The organism is Streptomyces sp. NPDC048643 (assembly GCF_040650615.1).
Classification (GTDB): domain Bacteria; phylum Actinomycetota; class Actinomycetes; order Streptomycetales; family Streptomycetaceae; genus Streptomyces.
The window spans coordinates 274,979-287,905 of the sequence record NZ_JBEZHO010000002.1; the positions used below are offsets into that span (position 1 = coordinate 274,979).

15 protein-coding genes and 1 riboswitch are annotated in these 12,927 nt (G+C 71.8%); of the genes, 5 read left to right on the forward strand and 10 right to left on the reverse strand.

From position 1 onward, the window contains the following. Window positions 1-8 precede the first annotated feature (8 nt). From AB0C62_RS03085 to AB0C62_RS03120, 8 genes are all read right to left on the reverse strand, one after another. A complete protein-coding gene (locus AB0C62_RS03085; RefSeq protein ID WP_362969338.1) occupies window positions 9-1,619 on the reverse strand; it encodes an alpha/beta hydrolase in 1,611 nt (536 codons plus the stop codon). Between the two features lie 168 nt (window positions 1,620-1,787). Further along, window positions 1,788-2,546 (reverse strand): urease accessory protein UreD, encoded by a 759-nt coding sequence (locus tag AB0C62_RS03090; protein ID WP_362969339.1) that lies wholly within the window; start codon window positions 2,544-2,546, stop codon window positions 1,788-1,790. Continuing rightward, entirely contained in the window at window positions 2,543-3,220 is a 678-nt protein-coding gene (gene ureG, locus AB0C62_RS03095; RefSeq protein WP_362969340.1) for an urease accessory protein UreG, read from the reverse strand. The genes AB0C62_RS03090 and ureG overlap by 4 nt, the downstream gene beginning before the upstream one ends. Window positions 3,221-3,439: 219 nt before the next feature. Continuing rightward, entirely contained in the window at window positions 3,440-4,114 is a 675-nt protein-coding gene (locus tag AB0C62_RS03100) for an urease accessory UreF family protein (RefSeq protein WP_362969341.1), read from the reverse strand. After that, a complete protein-coding gene (locus AB0C62_RS03105) occupies window positions 4,114-5,835 on the reverse strand; it encodes an urease subunit alpha (RefSeq protein ID WP_362969342.1) in 1,722 nt (573 codons plus the stop codon). The genes AB0C62_RS03100 and AB0C62_RS03105 overlap by 1 nt, the downstream gene beginning before the upstream one ends. After that, complete coding sequence (locus AB0C62_RS03110) at window positions 5,828-6,139, reverse strand: urease subunit beta (RefSeq protein WP_362969343.1); 312 nt, start codon at window positions 6,137-6,139, stop codon at window positions 5,828-5,830. The genes AB0C62_RS03105 and AB0C62_RS03110 overlap by 8 nt, the downstream gene beginning before the upstream one ends. Window positions 6,140-6,155: 16 nt before the next feature. After that, entirely contained in the window at window positions 6,156-6,458 is a 303-nt protein-coding gene (locus tag AB0C62_RS03115; protein ID WP_081223127.1) for an urease subunit gamma, read from the reverse strand. Window positions 6,459-6,918: 460 nt separating this feature from the next. Further along, the gene (locus tag AB0C62_RS03120; RefSeq protein WP_362969344.1) at window positions 6,919-7,197 is read right to left on the reverse strand and encodes a type II toxin-antitoxin system Phd/YefM family antitoxin; all 279 of its coding nucleotides are present in this window, start codon (window positions 7,195-7,197) and stop codon (window positions 6,919-6,921) included. 196 nt (window positions 7,198-7,393) lie between these two features. Between AB0C62_RS03120 and AB0C62_RS03125 the strand changes: the two genes are divergently transcribed. The 3 genes from AB0C62_RS03125 to AB0C62_RS03135 all read left to right on the forward strand — a co-directional run bounded on the left by AB0C62_RS03125 (window position 7,394) and on the right by AB0C62_RS03135 (window position 9,354). Then, entirely contained in the window at window positions 7,394-8,029 is a 636-nt protein-coding gene (locus tag AB0C62_RS03125) for an ATP-dependent Clp protease proteolytic subunit (protein ID WP_362969345.1), read from the forward strand. A gap of 7 nt (window positions 8,030-8,036) precedes the next feature. Continuing rightward, window positions 8,037-8,342 carry a hypothetical protein gene (locus tag AB0C62_RS03130; RefSeq protein WP_081223130.1) on the forward strand — a complete coding sequence of 102 codons (306 nt, stop codon included), beginning with the start codon at window positions 8,037-8,039 and terminating at the stop codon, window positions 8,340-8,342. A gap of 336 nt (window positions 8,343-8,678) precedes the next feature. Next, a riboswitch (cyclic di-AMP (ydaO/yuaA leader) is annotated at window positions 8,679-8,877 on the forward strand. Window positions 8,878-8,880: 3 nt separating this feature from the next. Continuing rightward, complete coding sequence (locus AB0C62_RS03135) at window positions 8,881-9,354, forward strand: C40 family peptidase (RefSeq protein ID WP_081223131.1); 474 nt, start codon at window positions 8,881-8,883, stop codon at window positions 9,352-9,354. 134 nt (window positions 9,355-9,488) lie between these two features. Here the strand turns inward: AB0C62_RS03135 and AB0C62_RS03140 are convergent, their stop codons facing one another. After that, window positions 9,489-10,181: a LysE family translocator gene (locus AB0C62_RS03140; protein ID WP_362969346.1), complete on the reverse strand. Its 693-nt coding sequence runs from the start codon at window positions 10,179-10,181 to the stop codon at window positions 9,489-9,491. A 146-nt stretch (window positions 10,182-10,327) separates the two neighbouring features. Here AB0C62_RS03140 and AB0C62_RS03145 point away from each other — a divergent pair, with 146 nt between their 5' ends. Next, entirely contained in the window at window positions 10,328-11,269 is a 942-nt protein-coding gene (locus AB0C62_RS03145; protein ID WP_362969347.1) for a LysR family transcriptional regulator, read from the forward strand. Window positions 11,270-11,389: 120 nt separating this feature from the next. Here the strand turns inward: AB0C62_RS03145 and AB0C62_RS03150 are convergent, their stop codons facing one another. Beyond that, complete coding sequence (locus tag AB0C62_RS03150; RefSeq protein WP_362969348.1) at window positions 11,390-11,848, reverse strand: ATP-binding protein; 459 nt, start codon at window positions 11,846-11,848, stop codon at window positions 11,390-11,392. Between the two features lie 211 nt (window positions 11,849-12,059). Here AB0C62_RS03150 and AB0C62_RS03155 point away from each other — a divergent pair, with 211 nt between their 5' ends. Next, window positions 12,060-12,917 (forward strand): helix-turn-helix transcriptional regulator, encoded by an 858-nt coding sequence (locus AB0C62_RS03155; protein WP_362969349.1) that lies wholly within the window; start codon window positions 12,060-12,062, stop codon window positions 12,915-12,917. The last annotated feature ends 10 nt before the right edge of the window (window positions 12,918-12,927 follow it).

The following is a 12,927-nucleotide window of genomic DNA, read 5'->3' on the forward strand; positions in this document are numbered from 1 at the left end:
GGTGGGTGCTACGGCTGCGGAGTGGCGTGCGGCGTGCACGTCACGTCGGCCGCGTCCGTCTTCCCGGTGAGCAGGTAGGAGTCCACCCGCCCGTTGATGCAGGGGTTGAGCAGACCGGTCACACCGTGCGAACCGGCGCCCTTCTCGGTGATGAGCCGGGAGCCCTTGAAGCGCTTGTGCAGTTCGACGGCACCCGCGTACGGCGTGGCGGCGTCGTTCGTGGACTGCACGATCAGGACGGCCGGCAGACCCTTGCCGGTCCTCACCTCGACCGGCGACTGCTGCTTGACCGGCCAGGTGGCGCACGGCAGGTTCATCCACGCGTTGGCCCACGTCATGAACGGGTAGTCCTTGTGCAGCCGGGAGTTGTCCCGGTCCCACTTCTGCCAGCTGGTCGGCCACTTGGCGTCGGTGCACTCGACGGCCGTGTAGACGGCGTTGCCGTTCTCCGCGGAGGCGTTGCCCGCGGTGTCGGACAGGTCGGGCGCGGCGGCGTCGACGATCGCCTGGGTGTCACCGGCGACGTACTTGCTGAACACCGTGGCGACCGGCACCCACGAGGAGTCGTAGTACGGGGCGCTCTGGAAGAAGGAGATCAGCTCGGCGGGGCCGACGACACCGCCCAGCGGGCTCTTCTTCGCGGCGGCGCGCAGCTTCAGCCACTGGTTCTGGACCTTGGCGCGGGTGTCGCCGAGGTGGAAGGCGGCGTCGTTCTTGGCGACCCAGGCCTCCCAGTCCTTCCAGCGGCCCTCGAAGGCCACGTCCTGGCCCAGGTTGGCCTCGTACCAGATGTTCTCGCGCGCGGGGTTGACGACGCTGTCGACGACCATGCGGCGCACGTGGCCCGGGAAGAGGGTGCCGTAGACGGCGCCGAGGTAGGTGCCGTACGAGACGCCCAGGTAGTTGAGCTTCTTCTCACCGAGCGCGGCGCGGATGACGTCCAGGTCGCGGGCCGTGTTGGGCGTGGTCATCTGCTGCAGCACGGCCTTGCCGCTGCGCTCGGCGCAGCCGTCGGCGTACTCGGCGGCCAGCTTGCGCTGGGCGCGCTTGTCCGCCTCGCTGTCCGGGACCGGGTCCGCCTTGGGCGCCTTCACGAACTCCTGCGGGTCGATGCAGGAGATCGGGGCGGAGTGGCCGACACCGCGCGGGTCGAAGCCGACGAAGTCGTAGGCCTTGGAGGTGTTCACCCAGAGCGGGTTCTTGCCGGTGACCCGGGTCGGGAAGCGCATGCCGGAGCCGCCGGGGCCGCCCGGGTTGTAGACGAGGGCGCCCTGGCGCTCCTCCTTCGTCCCGGTGCTGCCGATCCGGTCGACGGCGAGCTTGATCTGCTTGCCGTGCGGGTGGGCGTAGTCCAGCGGCACGCTGACCCAGCCGCACTGGATGGGCTTCACGAAGCCCCAGTCGGCCGGGCAGTCCTGCCAGTCGATCCCCGCCTTGGCGGCCCGGTCCGCGGCGACGGCGGCACCGCGCTGCTCACGGCTCTGCCCGTGGCTCCAGCCGTGACGCGAGTCGGCGGTGGCCGACGGGGCCGCCACGGCTCCGGCTATCAGGGTCGCCGTGACGAGCACGCCGGCCGAACCGAACGCCGTCACCCGCTTCGTCGGTCTCTTGGACCTCAAGTGGGACCTCCCCGTACATCGTTGCGATTGGTACGGGGATCCTTGCGGCTGTGAGGTCCCTGAGAACAGATGTGACCGGCGTTCTTTACCATTCCGATAGCCGGTACGCCGTGCTCCGTTGAGCGGTGAGGTTGGCGCGAACCAGCCCTTGTCCAGCGGTTTCTGACGTCATGTGAGGTCGCGCAGTGCCTCGTCCATGATCCGGCGCAGCAGCAGGGCGTCGGGGGCGAGCGCGGTGACGAGCACGGCGGGCCCGGCGAGCGGGGTGAGTGCGGCGTACTCCCCCAGCAGGCGGGCCGGCGGCGGTTCATCCTCGAACTCCGGTCGCACGACGACGAGCTGGCCGAGGGCCCGGCGTCCCGCGAGGACGGCGGGCCCGTCCCAGCCGCCCGGCGCGCCGGGGCCGCACGCCAGCTCCTGGTCCAGCAGGGTCCGTCCGTCGTGGCGCACGGTGAGCCGGCTGGTGAGGCGTCCCGGGTCCTCGGCAACCCGCCCGAGGACCTGCTCCTCCCGGAAGACGAGCCGGGCGCCGCGCCGCAGGTCGATGCGCGAGGTGACGGACAGCTCGCTGCCGCCCGCGGAGATCAACTGCTCGGGAAGCCAGTGCAGTTCACCGTCCTCGGCGACGTCGAGGCGCACGTCGTAGCGTGCCTCGCCCCGGGACTGTCCGGGCAGGGCGATGGTGGCGGCGGCCGACCCGACGCGCAGGTACGCGTCCGGTCCCACCCGTGCCTCCACGGTGAGGTGGTCGCCGCCGAGCGGTCCGCTCATCGCGCCGACCAGCGTCACCCGCGCCTCGGTGCCGCTGCTGCGGGTGCGGCGCAGGGCGAGCGGGCCCTCGCCGTCGAGCACGGGCAGTGCCGTCCCGCCCCGGCCGTCGGCCCGGGCCTCGATCCGTGCGGTGGCGCGCACGCCCTGGGTGGTCATGCCGTCCATGCGGCGAGCCGGCCGCGCACCCAGCCGGCGACGTCCGCGACCCCGGCCTCGGTCCGCAACGACTGGAAGACCACGGGCAGTTCGTCGCGCTGCGCCTTGGCGTCGGCGGCCATGCGTCCGAGGTCGGAGCCGACGTAGGGCGCCAGGTCGGTCTTGTTCACCACGAGCAGGTCGGCGGTGGTGACGCCCGGTCCGCCCTTGCGCGGGATGTCGTCCCCACCCGCGACGTCGATCACGAAGATCTGCGCGTCGACGAGTCCCCTGGAGAAGGTCGCCGTGAGGTTGTCCCCGCCGGACTCCACGAGGATCAGGTCAAGCGGCCCGACCTCGTCCTCCAGGTCCTCGACCGCTTCGAGGTTCGCGGAGATGTCGTCGCGGATCGCGGTGTGCGGGCAGGCCCCCGTCTCCACGGCGGTGATCCGCTCGGGCGGCAGGACCGCCTCCCGCAGCAGGAACTCGGCGTCCTCACGGGTGTAGATGTCGTTGGTGACGACGGCGAGGGACAGTTCGTCGCGCAGGGCCCGGCAGAGGGCGGCGACGGTGGCGGTCTTGCCCGATCCGACGGGTCCGCCGAGTCCGATGCGCAGGGCGCGGCGTCGGCCGTCGGGACGGTGGGCGTCGGCACTGACCGCGGCGGGGCCGCCGTGGGAGTGGTCGAGATGCATGACAGGTCTCCTGTTTCTTCCGGTCCGCTTCGGCTCGGCCGGCCTGTCCGGCGTCGGCCGGTCAGGCGCTCCGGACCAGGAGCGGGTGTGAGGGTGCTCTCTCCCCCTGGGCGTGGGTCGCCCGGCCGCGACGGTCCGAGGCCTTCGGGAGAGGTGGGGCGACCGTGTCCGGCGGTGGTCCGCCCCGCTGGGTCCGCTTCCGGTGCGCGACGCGTCCCGCTAGGACGCGAAGAGGCGGACGGGCCAGGCGGCGTGCGCCTCCGCGCTGATCTCCAGCAGGGGTGCCGACGCCGCGGGCAGCGCCTCGACCCCTTCGTCGAGGACCCGCCGTGCCGCGCTCGCCGCCGCGTGCGCGACGACGTCCAGCTCCGGTGCCAGCCGGGCCAGTACGGCCGTCGCGTCGAACGGATCGAGGCTCAGCAGCCGTACCGTCGCGGACGCCGGACCGCTGACGCACTCGTACGCGGAGCAGTACGCGGCGTCCTCGGGTCCGAGTCCCGCCGCCCGTGCCGCCACGCCGAGCACGACCGGCTGGTGGGCTCCCTTGGGGAACTCCTTGGCCAGCTGGTCGAGTTCGGCGCAGGGCCAGGTGGCGCGGGCGGCTCGCATGAGCTGCCGCCCCAGCCGGCGCGCCACACCCCGCAGCGCGAGGGAGGGGGTCCGGGCGTCGGCGGCGGCGTCCAGCGCCACCGGGTCACTGCCGAGCGCGGCCGCCGCGGCCAGCGAGGCCGCGACGAGTCCGGTCGTGTGCAGCCGGCCCCGGCAGAACTCCTCCAGGCTCGCCGCCCCGGTGATCCGCCCGGCCTTGACGGCGGCCTCGGCCCCGCCGGAGTGCGCGTGCCCTCCGGCGGGGAACCGGCCGTCGGCCAGGACGAGCAGTGCTGCGCGGGACATCAGAAGAGGAAGTAACGCTGGGCCATGGGCAGTTCGGCGGCCGGAGTCGCCTCGACGAGCTCGCCGTCGATGTGCACGGCGAAGCTGTCGGGGTCGATCCGCACCTGCGGCCGTGCGTCGTTCTCCCGCATGTCGGCCTTGGTGACCGCCCGCGTGGAGTCGATGGCCACGAACCGCTTGCCGAGCGAGAGGCGTTCCGGCAGCCCGTCCTCGATGGCGAGCGGAGCCACGAAGTTGAACGAGTTCGCGGCCGGCGCCCGCCCGATCGCCCCGAACATGGGGCGGGGCAGGATCGGCTGCGGCGTCGGGATCGACGCGTTGGCGTCGCCCATCTGCGCGTACGCGATCATTCCGCCCTTGATGACGAGGTGCGGCTTGACCCCGAAGAACGCGGGCTCCCACAGCACCAGGTCGGCGAGCTTGCCGGTCTCGACGGAGCCGATCTCCCGTGCGAGGCCCTGCGCGAGCGCCGGGTTGATGGTGTATTTGGCGACATAGCGACGGACCCGGTGGTTGTCGGCGCGGCCGTCCCCGGGCAGCGCGCCCCGGCGCCGCTTCATCACGTGGGCGGTCTGCCAGGTCCGCATGATCACCTCACCGACCCGGCCCATGGCCTGGGAGTCGGAGGAGATGATCGAGATGGCGCCGAGGTCGTGCAGTATGTCCTCGGCGCCGATGGTCGAGGGCCGGATGCGGGACTCGGCGAAGGCCAGGTCCTCGGGCACCGCCGGGTTCAGGTGGTGGCACACCATCAGCATGTCGAGGTGCTCCTCGGCGGTGTTGACGGTGTAGGGCCGGGTCGGGTTGGTCGAGCTGGGGAGCACGTACGACTCGGAGACCACGGACATGATGTCCGGCGCGTGCCCGCCGCCCGCACCCTCGGTGTGGTACGCGTGGATGCCGCGTCCGCCGATCGCCGCGAGGGTGTCGGCGACGAACCCCGCCTCGTTGAGGGTGTCGGTGTGGATGGCGACCTGGATGCCCGTGCGGTCGGCCACCGTGAGGGCGGCGTCGATCGCGGCGGGCGTCGAGCCCCAGTCCTCGTGGATCTTCAGGCCGAGCGCACCGCCGCGGATCTGCGACAGCATCGCGTCGTGCGAGACGGTGTTGCCCTTGCCGAGCAGACCGAAGTTGAGGGGGTAGCCCTCCATCGACTCCAGCATCCGGGCCAGGTGCCAGGGGCCGGGCGTCACGGTGGTCGCCTTGGAGCCCTCGGCGGGCCCGGTGCCGCCGCCGACGAGGGTGGTGATGCCGGAGGCCAGCGCCTCGTCGGCGATCTGCGGGCAGATCAGATGGACGTGGGCGTCGATGGCGCCCGCGGTCAGGATGCGCCCGTTGCCCGCGATGATCTCGGTCTCGGGGCCGATCACCAGATCGGGGTGGACCCCGTCCATGGTGTCGGGGTTGCCCGCCTTGCCGATGCCGGTGATCCGGCCGTCCCGGATGCCGACGTCGGCCTTGACGATCCCCCAGTGGTCGATGATCACGACCCCGGTGACGACCGTGTCCGGTGTGCCCTCGGCGCGGGTGGCGCGCGACTGGCCCATGGACTCGCGGATGACCTTGCCGCCGCCGAACACCGCCTCGTCACCGGCGAGTCCGGGGCCGCCGGAGCGGTCCTCCTCGATCTCGACCAGCAGATCGGTGTCGGCGAGGCGGATCCGGTCGCCGGTGGTGGGGCCGAACAGGTCGGCGTACTGGGCGCGCGAGATCTCAGGCATCGAGGGCACCTCCGGTCTCGCCGCGCAGACCGGGCACCACACGGGCACCGGCGAGCGGGACGAGTTCGACGTCGACGGGGATTCCGGGCTCGAAGCGCACGGCGGTGCCGGCGGCGACGTTGAGCCGCTTGCCGCGTGCGGCGCCGCGGTCGAAGTCCAGTCCGGGGTTGGCCTCGGCGAAGTGGTAGTGGGAGCCGACCTGGACGGGGCGGTCGGCGGCGTTCAGGACGGTCAGGCGGGTGACCTCGCGGCCCTCGTTGTAGCGGACGGGCCCGTCGGCGAAGAGGATCTCTCCGGGAATCATGGCGCGTGCTCCCCCGTCAGACGATCGGGTCGTGGACGGTGACGAGCTTGGTCCCGTCGGGGAAGGTCGCCTCGACCTGGACGTCGTGGATCATCTCGGGGATGCCCTCCATGACGTCGTCACGGGTGAGGATCTTGCGTCCGGAGGACATCAGCTCGGCGACGGTGCGGCCGTCCCGGGCGCCTTCCAGGATGTGCGACGTGATCAGCGCGATCGCTTCCGGATGGTTCAGTCTCACTCCGCGGGCCCGGCGCTTCTCGGCCACGTCGGCGGCCACGTGGATCAGCAGCCTCTCCTGCTCGTGCGGGGTCAGTTGCACGGCTTCCCACCTCACAGTCCTCGCTCCGGACCGTGCGGGGCCCGGGGTGCCGCAACCATCGCGACGAGATAGATGTAACACACCGACACTTGTCGCGTTCTTGGCGAATCCGGGCACAAGAACCCCTGGCGGCGTGGATCGGCAGGTTAGTTGGACGGAGTTTCAACTACGTTAACCAGTCCTTGATCCACTCATGACCGGCACCTGGCCGGCCGCATACCCGGCCCGCGAGGCGGCCTCGGCCGCACCACCTCCGGGCAGGGATCGGACGGCAGGCACCGCCATCATGGCCGCCGGGCCACGCCCGCGCGGGGTGCGACACCGCGGCGCGGGCGACGGACCGTATACGGCGGGAGCGCGGCGCGGCGCGCCGCGGGGCGCACCCACAAAGCCGTGTGCCCCGTACCGACGTACGGGGCACACGCCTCACGATGCGGGGAGGCTCCCTCCCGTCACGCGGTCAGGAGGCGTTGGGGCCTAGGTGCTCGGCGGCGATGCCGAAGCGCTGACGCTCGCGGGGCGCCGAGGCCACGTCGCGGACGCTGGACAGGGAGCTGACCACCGACTCGTCGGCGGAACCGTGGAGTTCTTCGAGGCGTTCGAGGTCGGCGGCGGAGACGAGGGCGACGAGCGGCTTGCCGTGCCGTGTCACGACGACGCGCTCGCCGCCGTAGACGACGCGGTTGATCAGCTCGGCCAGCTCGGCTCTGGCTTGGGTCACCGGAATCTCGTAGGCCATGAGCCCAGCTTAGACCGGTCGCACCGGCTTCCGGAGAGCGACAAATCCCCGCGGAAGGCGGCGCGAGGCACACCCTGGACTGCTCCCGGCCGCCTGACAAGGCCCTTTCGCTGTCAGCAGGGACCCCTTCCCGGGCGACGTACGTCCTGTACATTTTTTACAGATGTCGATCCATCGACCGCGAGGAGGCGTGCCCATGCACCGCTCGTCCGCCCGCCACGTCCTGCCCGAGTTCACCGAACGCGCCGGCGCGGGACACCGGACGCTGGATCCGTACACGAAGCTGCTCGACGAACGGATCGTGTTCCTCGGGACGCCCATCGACGACACGTCGGCGAACGACGTGATGGCGCAGTTCATGCACCTCGAACACCACGACCCCGACCGGGACATCTCCCTGTACATCAACTCGCCCGGCGGCTCGTTCAGCGCCATGACCGCCGTCCACGACACGATGCGCTTCGTCACCTGCGACGTGGAGACGGTCTGCCTCGGCCAGGCGGCGTCCGCCGCGGCCGTCCTGCTGGCGGCCGGCACCCCGGGCAAGCGGCTGGCACTCCCCGGGGCGCGGGTCCTCCTGCACCAGCCGTCGGCCCCGGACCCGGTCCGGGGACAGGCGAGCGATCCGATCGTCCACGCCGAGGAGTTGGCGCGCACCCGCGCGGTCCTGGCGGAGATGCTCGTGCGGCACACGGGGCAGAGCGCCGAGCGGATCGCCGCGGACATCGAGCGGGACCTCTTCCTCGACGCGCCCGCGGCTCTGGAGTACGGGCTCGTCGACCGGATCGTGCCGAGCCGCAAGGCCTCATCCGGCGCGCCCGGCGCGAGGTGAGCGGCCGATGATCCCCGACCTCCCTCCGCTGCCCGCGCTGACCCGCGCGGAGGCCGAGCTGATCGACCGCTACCTGGACGTGGTCGACCTGGTCGGCCGGATCAACCCGGCCCGGCCCGGCGACACCTACCGAGGGCTGCGCGCCGCCCAGGCACTGGTGGCCAAGGCGACGGCCCTGCGGGACGCGCTCGCGCTCATGCACCAGCGGGGCGAGAGCGAGGTGCACGCGCCGACGCTGGCTCAGGCGCTGCGCGTGCTGGACGGTGAGCGGCGAACCACGCGGGTCACGATCCCGCCCGTGTCCGGCAGTTGACGCCCGCGCACCCTGGCCCGGCACACGCCGCGTCGCCGGACCGTCCGCACCGCGACTCAAACGCACCAGATGGTGTACCCCCTGATGGCGTAGGAATCAGTCCTTTCTCGGACCCCTCCGACTTGCGCAACACGGAGGACAGAGAGGCGGAATGAGGGGTTCCGGTGCAGGTGCGGGGGTCACCCGTGTCCCCAACACCCTTTCGAACAGAGGGGTGTCCACCCGAACGGGTGAGTGGTGAGTAAGCCCACAAAACACCGGTTCCGCTCGGATTTTGCGACGTTCATGGGTGAAGATCCCTTCCGACGACAAGCCCCCGCCACAGCGGCGGGGCGGTCCGGGCGGACGCCGAGTCCTGCCGCCGCCCGGATGCCCGGTCGACAGAAGTGGATCGGCAGGAGTGGAGGACCCAGCACGACGGTCCGCCGGAGCAGCGTTCCGGGTGGACCTTGGGGTGAAGCCGCAGCAGCGGCCGGGCAACTTCGCCAGCCCGAATCCGACAGGTCATCCTTCACAGGCGGCTGACGAAGGGTTGCGCATGACTGCGCTCAATCGTGTCCCGTCGCTGTGGACCAGGGCCGGTACGGCCTCGGCCCTCACCATCGCCGCCGTCGGCGGCAGCCTCGTGGTCCCTGGTGTCGCACCCGACGCCCAGGCGGCCACGACCGCGACGAAGGCACTCCAGGTCGCGGCCTCGAAGCACGGCGCCCCGTACAAGTACGGGGCCACGGGACCGCACCGCTTCGACTGCTCCGGGCTCACGCTCTACTCGTTCAAGAAGGCGGGCAAGAAGCTGCCTCGAACGGCCGCGGCGCAGTACAACAAGACGCACCACGTCTCCGCCTCGCATCGCAAGGCCGGGGACCTCGTGTTCTTCCACTCGGGCCGGAGTGTTTACCACGTCGGCATCTACGCCGGGAAGGGAAAGATCTGGCACTCCCCGAAAACGGGGGAAGTGGTGAAGCTCCAGAAGATCTGGACACGGAGCGTCTGGTACGGGCGGGTCAGCTGACCTGACCCTGGGCGGCGGCGGGGGCCGCCGCCCAGGGATCACATCGGTGCGACCGCATCCTTCACGTACCGCCCCCGGCCGTGCGCCGAAGGGCCGGCGACGGTCCACCTCCTCCGCACGCCGGCAGCACCCGCTCAGGCCCTCAGCGGCTCCAGGAGGAGCACGAGGCCGAGCACGGTGAGCGCGCCACCCGTGACGGCCTCCACGGCACGTGCGGCCCGGGGCCGGCGCAGCCACCGTCCCAGCCGGTCCACGAGCAGCGCGACCGCCGGGAACCACACCAGGGCCAGGACGACCACGATCAGCGCCAGGAGCAGCGTCCGCGGCATCGCGGGGCTGCCGGCCGGCACGAACTGCGGCAGCAGGCTGAGAAAGGTGATCGGCGCCTTCGGGTTGAGGGCGTTGGTGACGAAGCCCTGCCGCAGCGGGCGAACGGCCACGCCCGTCCCGGTCGGCGCCGCCCCACGCGCACCCTCTCCCGGCCCCTCCCCGTCGTCCGTCGAGGGCGCACCCGGACCCCGCCCCGTCCCGTCGGCCCCGCGCGGTCGCCCGAGCGCGCGCACGGTACGCAGGCCCAGGTACAGCACGTAGGCGCCGCCGAGCAGCTGGAGCGTCCGGAACAGCGCCGGTACGGCGGTGAGCACCGCGGCGACTCCGGCGACGGCCAGCGCCGTGTGCAGGAGCAGCCCGCCCGCGATGCCGAGGGCGCACGCGACTCCGGCCCGGCGCGAGACGAGGGCGTTGCGTACGACGACGGTGAAGTCGGCTCCGGGCATGGCGACCATGCCGGCGGCGACGCCGGTGAAGGCGAAGAGCTGTGCGTCCATGCCACCAGGTTCACCCGCACGGGCCTTCAGCAGGTATGTCGAATATCCTGGGTTGGTCTTAAGCATTCGTTTAGACCTCGGGGAGGGGTCGTCCGAGGCCGTCTCCCCTTCGATCCGGAAGAGGCCCCTGGACCAGGGAGCGGCAGATGTACGACCCGACGCGACTGGCCGCGCTGGTGGCGGTCGCCGAGGCGGGCTCGATCACCCGGGCCGCCGAGCGGCTCGGGTACACGCCGCCCGCGCTCTCCCAGCAGGTGGCGAAGCTGGAGCGGGAGGCGGGGGCGACCCTGCTGGTGCGCTCGCACCGCGGGACGCGGCTCACCGGGGCCGGCGAGCTGCTGGTGGCGCGGGCTCGGCGGGTGCTCGACGAGATGGAGCTGGCCCGGCACGAACTGGCGCGGCTGGCGGGCCTGTCGGGCGGGACACTGCGGCTCGGCACCTTCCAGACGGCGGGCATCCATCTGCTGCCGCCCGTGCTCAGCGCGTTCCGCCGCGCTCATCCGGACGTGGAGCTGGCGGTCGCAGACTACGAGCCTCCGCACGGGATCGCGGCGGTCGCGGCCGGGGAGGTGGACCTGGCCCTCACGCACACGTACGAACCCGCACCGCATGTCCCGCTGCCCTCGTCCGTCGCCGTGGAGCCGGTCCTGGTCGAGGAGTTGGTGCTGGTGACGGCTCCCGGGCACGTGCTCGCGGCCGGTTCGGGGCGGTTGCCCCTCGCGGACCTCGCGGGCCAGCCGCTGATCAGCATGGCGCCGGACCACCCCCCGCGGCAGGCCGTGGAGGCCGCGCTCGCCCGGGCCGGGGCCACCCCCGCCGTGCTCGTCGAGACGCCGGGCTACGCCCTGGTGTGCGCGCTGGTCAGCGCCGGGCTCGGGGTCGCCGTCGTGCCCGAGATGGTGGCGGCGACCGCCGCGACTCCGGTGGGAACGCGGCTGCTCGACCCGGGAGACCTGCGCCGCACGATCTCGGTCGTCCACCGCGCCGACGGGACCACGCCCGCGGCCGACGCCTTCCGCGCCCTGCTGCGCGGCGCGTTCGGCCGCGTCGGCCGCCAACACCCGTACGGCAACCGGCCGGAGACGTAGCTCCACGCTTCCCGGAGCGAGCCGTCGCACCCGGGCGCCGTGCACACCGGCCCCTGCGGATTCGGCGGCCTGCGCCCAACGGCCGTGCGCCCGGACGGGGACGGGATCTACGCGTGGTCGCTACGCCTCGGGCGGTCCCCCGGCCGCGACCGGCTGGACCGGTACGGTCCAGGGGAGTTCGATGGAGACGGTCTTGCCGCCCTCACGGGTGGCGCGGACGCTGAGTCGTCCGCCGCACTCGTTGGCGAGCCAGCGGATGATCACCATGCCGCGGCCGTTGTCCTGCTGGACCGCCGCGGGCAGTCGCTTCGGGAAGCGCGGATGGCTGTCGGTGACGCCGATCCGCAGGCGCTCCTCCCGGTCGAGGCACACGTCGACCGTGAAGGTGGGCGACTGCCCGAAGGTGTGCTGAACGGCGTTGGTGGCCAGTTCGGACACGATCAGGCGGACGGTCTCGCCGACTTCGGCGTCGCCCGGCAGGCCCCATTCGGCCAGCACTTCCGCGACGAATTTACGGGCCACGGAAACCGAGACGGCTTCGCTCGGCAGAGTGACGGCTGCTTCCTGGTGATCTGCCATGGCGAGGTCGTCCCTTTCCCACGGGACCGGAGTCCGACACGGAGCGGATGGTTCGAGTACGGTCCCGGACTGGTGCTTGCGCCAGACTGCCATTACGGAGCCGGTCGCGGGTGCGATCCACCGAGTAATGCATATATCTGTCGCTCGATGCGGTGAACTCTGCGTCGGCAGAGCGTATTCGGGCGGCTTGGAAGGAGTAAGGAGAACGGCCATGCAGCACGGTCCCGCGGTGCGCCGCCGCAAGCTCGGCGCCGAACTGCGCGCGCTGCGCGCGGGCACGGGTCTCACGAGCGGCCAGGCGGCCCGCCTGCTCGGCTGGCACCAGTCGAAGGTGAGCCGCATCGAGACCGGCACCAGCGGGGTGAAACCGGGCGACGTCGAGCGCCTGTTGGACGCCTACGGGGTCGAGGATCCCGAACTGCGCGAGCTTCTGGTCGTGTTGGCGGGATCCGAGGGAAACGGCCGGCACCACTGGTGGCACGCGTACCGAGGGGTGCTGCCGCCGGCATACCGCGACTTCATCAGTCTGGAGTCGGGCGCCAGTGGGATGCGCACCCTGGAGACGTCCGTCGTACCGGGCCTGTTGCAGACGCCCGACTACGCCCGCGCGGTGACGCGGGCCGCCGTGGACGGGCTGGAGGAGAGCAAGCTCGACACCCTGGTCGAGGTGCGGCTGGCCCGGCAGGACGTGCTGCGCGCCGATCCTCCGCTGGAGCTGTGCGCGGTGCTGGACGAGGCGGTGCTGCGTCGGGAGGTGGGCGGTCCCGAGGTGATGGCCCGCCAGCTGAACCGGCTGTGCGAGGCCGCGGCGCTCCCCCAAGTCCGGCTCCAGGTGCTGCCGTTCGCCGCCGGAGCGCACATCGGGATCACCGGGCCTTTCGTTATCTTCTCATTTCCGAACACAACTGATCTGGATGTGGTTGTTCTCGACCACTTGACGAGTAGCCTCTACCTCGAACGGAAAGAAGACCTCCAGGCCTATACGGAGGCCTTCAACACCCTTCAGTTCCACGCCCTTTCGCCCGAGGACTCGTTGGACTACATCGCCGGGATAGGTGACGGCGCGTAAGGAGGCACCC

Excerpts from the sequence above, each read along its gene's own strand:
- AB0C62_RS03090 (WP_362969339.1), bottom strand. The coding sequence starts at position 2,546 with ATGACCACCCAGGGCGTGCGCGCCACCGCACGGATCGAGGCCCGGGCC.
- ureG (WP_362969340.1), bottom strand. The coding sequence starts at position 3,220 with ATGCATCTCGACCACTCCCACGGCGGCCCCGCCGCGGTCAGTGCCGAC.
- AB0C62_RS03100 (WP_362969341.1), bottom strand. The coding sequence starts at position 4,114 with ATGTCCCGCGCAGCACTGCTCGTCCTGGCCGACGGCCGGTTCCCCGCC.
- AB0C62_RS03105 (WP_362969342.1), bottom strand. The coding sequence starts at position 5,835 with ATGCCTGAGATCTCGCGCGCCCAGTACGCCGACCTGTTCGGCCCCACC.
- AB0C62_RS03110 (WP_362969343.1), bottom strand. The coding sequence starts at position 6,139 with ATGATTCCCGGAGAGATCCTCTTCGCCGACGGGCCCGTCCGCTACAAC.
- AB0C62_RS03120 (WP_362969344.1), bottom strand. The coding sequence starts at position 7,197 with ATGGCCTACGAGATTCCGGTGACCCAAGCCAGAGCCGAGCTGGCCGAG.
- AB0C62_RS03125 (WP_362969345.1), top strand. The coding sequence starts at position 7,394 with ATGCACCGCTCGTCCGCCCGCCACGTCCTGCCCGAGTTCACCGAACGC.
- AB0C62_RS03130 (WP_081223130.1), top strand. The coding sequence starts at position 8,037 with ATGATCCCCGACCTCCCTCCGCTGCCCGCGCTGACCCGCGCGGAGGCC.
- AB0C62_RS03135 (WP_081223131.1), top strand. The coding sequence starts at position 8,881 with ATGACTGCGCTCAATCGTGTCCCGTCGCTGTGGACCAGGGCCGGTACG.
- AB0C62_RS03140 (WP_362969346.1), bottom strand. The coding sequence starts at position 10,181 with ATGGACGCACAGCTCTTCGCCTTCACCGGCGTCGCCGCCGGCATGGTC.
- AB0C62_RS03145 (WP_362969347.1), top strand. The coding sequence starts at position 10,328 with ATGTACGACCCGACGCGACTGGCCGCGCTGGTGGCGGTCGCCGAGGCG.
- AB0C62_RS03150 (WP_362969348.1), bottom strand. The coding sequence starts at position 11,848 with ATGGCAGATCACCAGGAAGCAGCCGTCACTCTGCCGAGCGAAGCCGTC.
- AB0C62_RS03155 (WP_362969349.1), top strand. The coding sequence starts at position 12,060 with ATGCAGCACGGTCCCGCGGTGCGCCGCCGCAAGCTCGGCGCCGAACTG.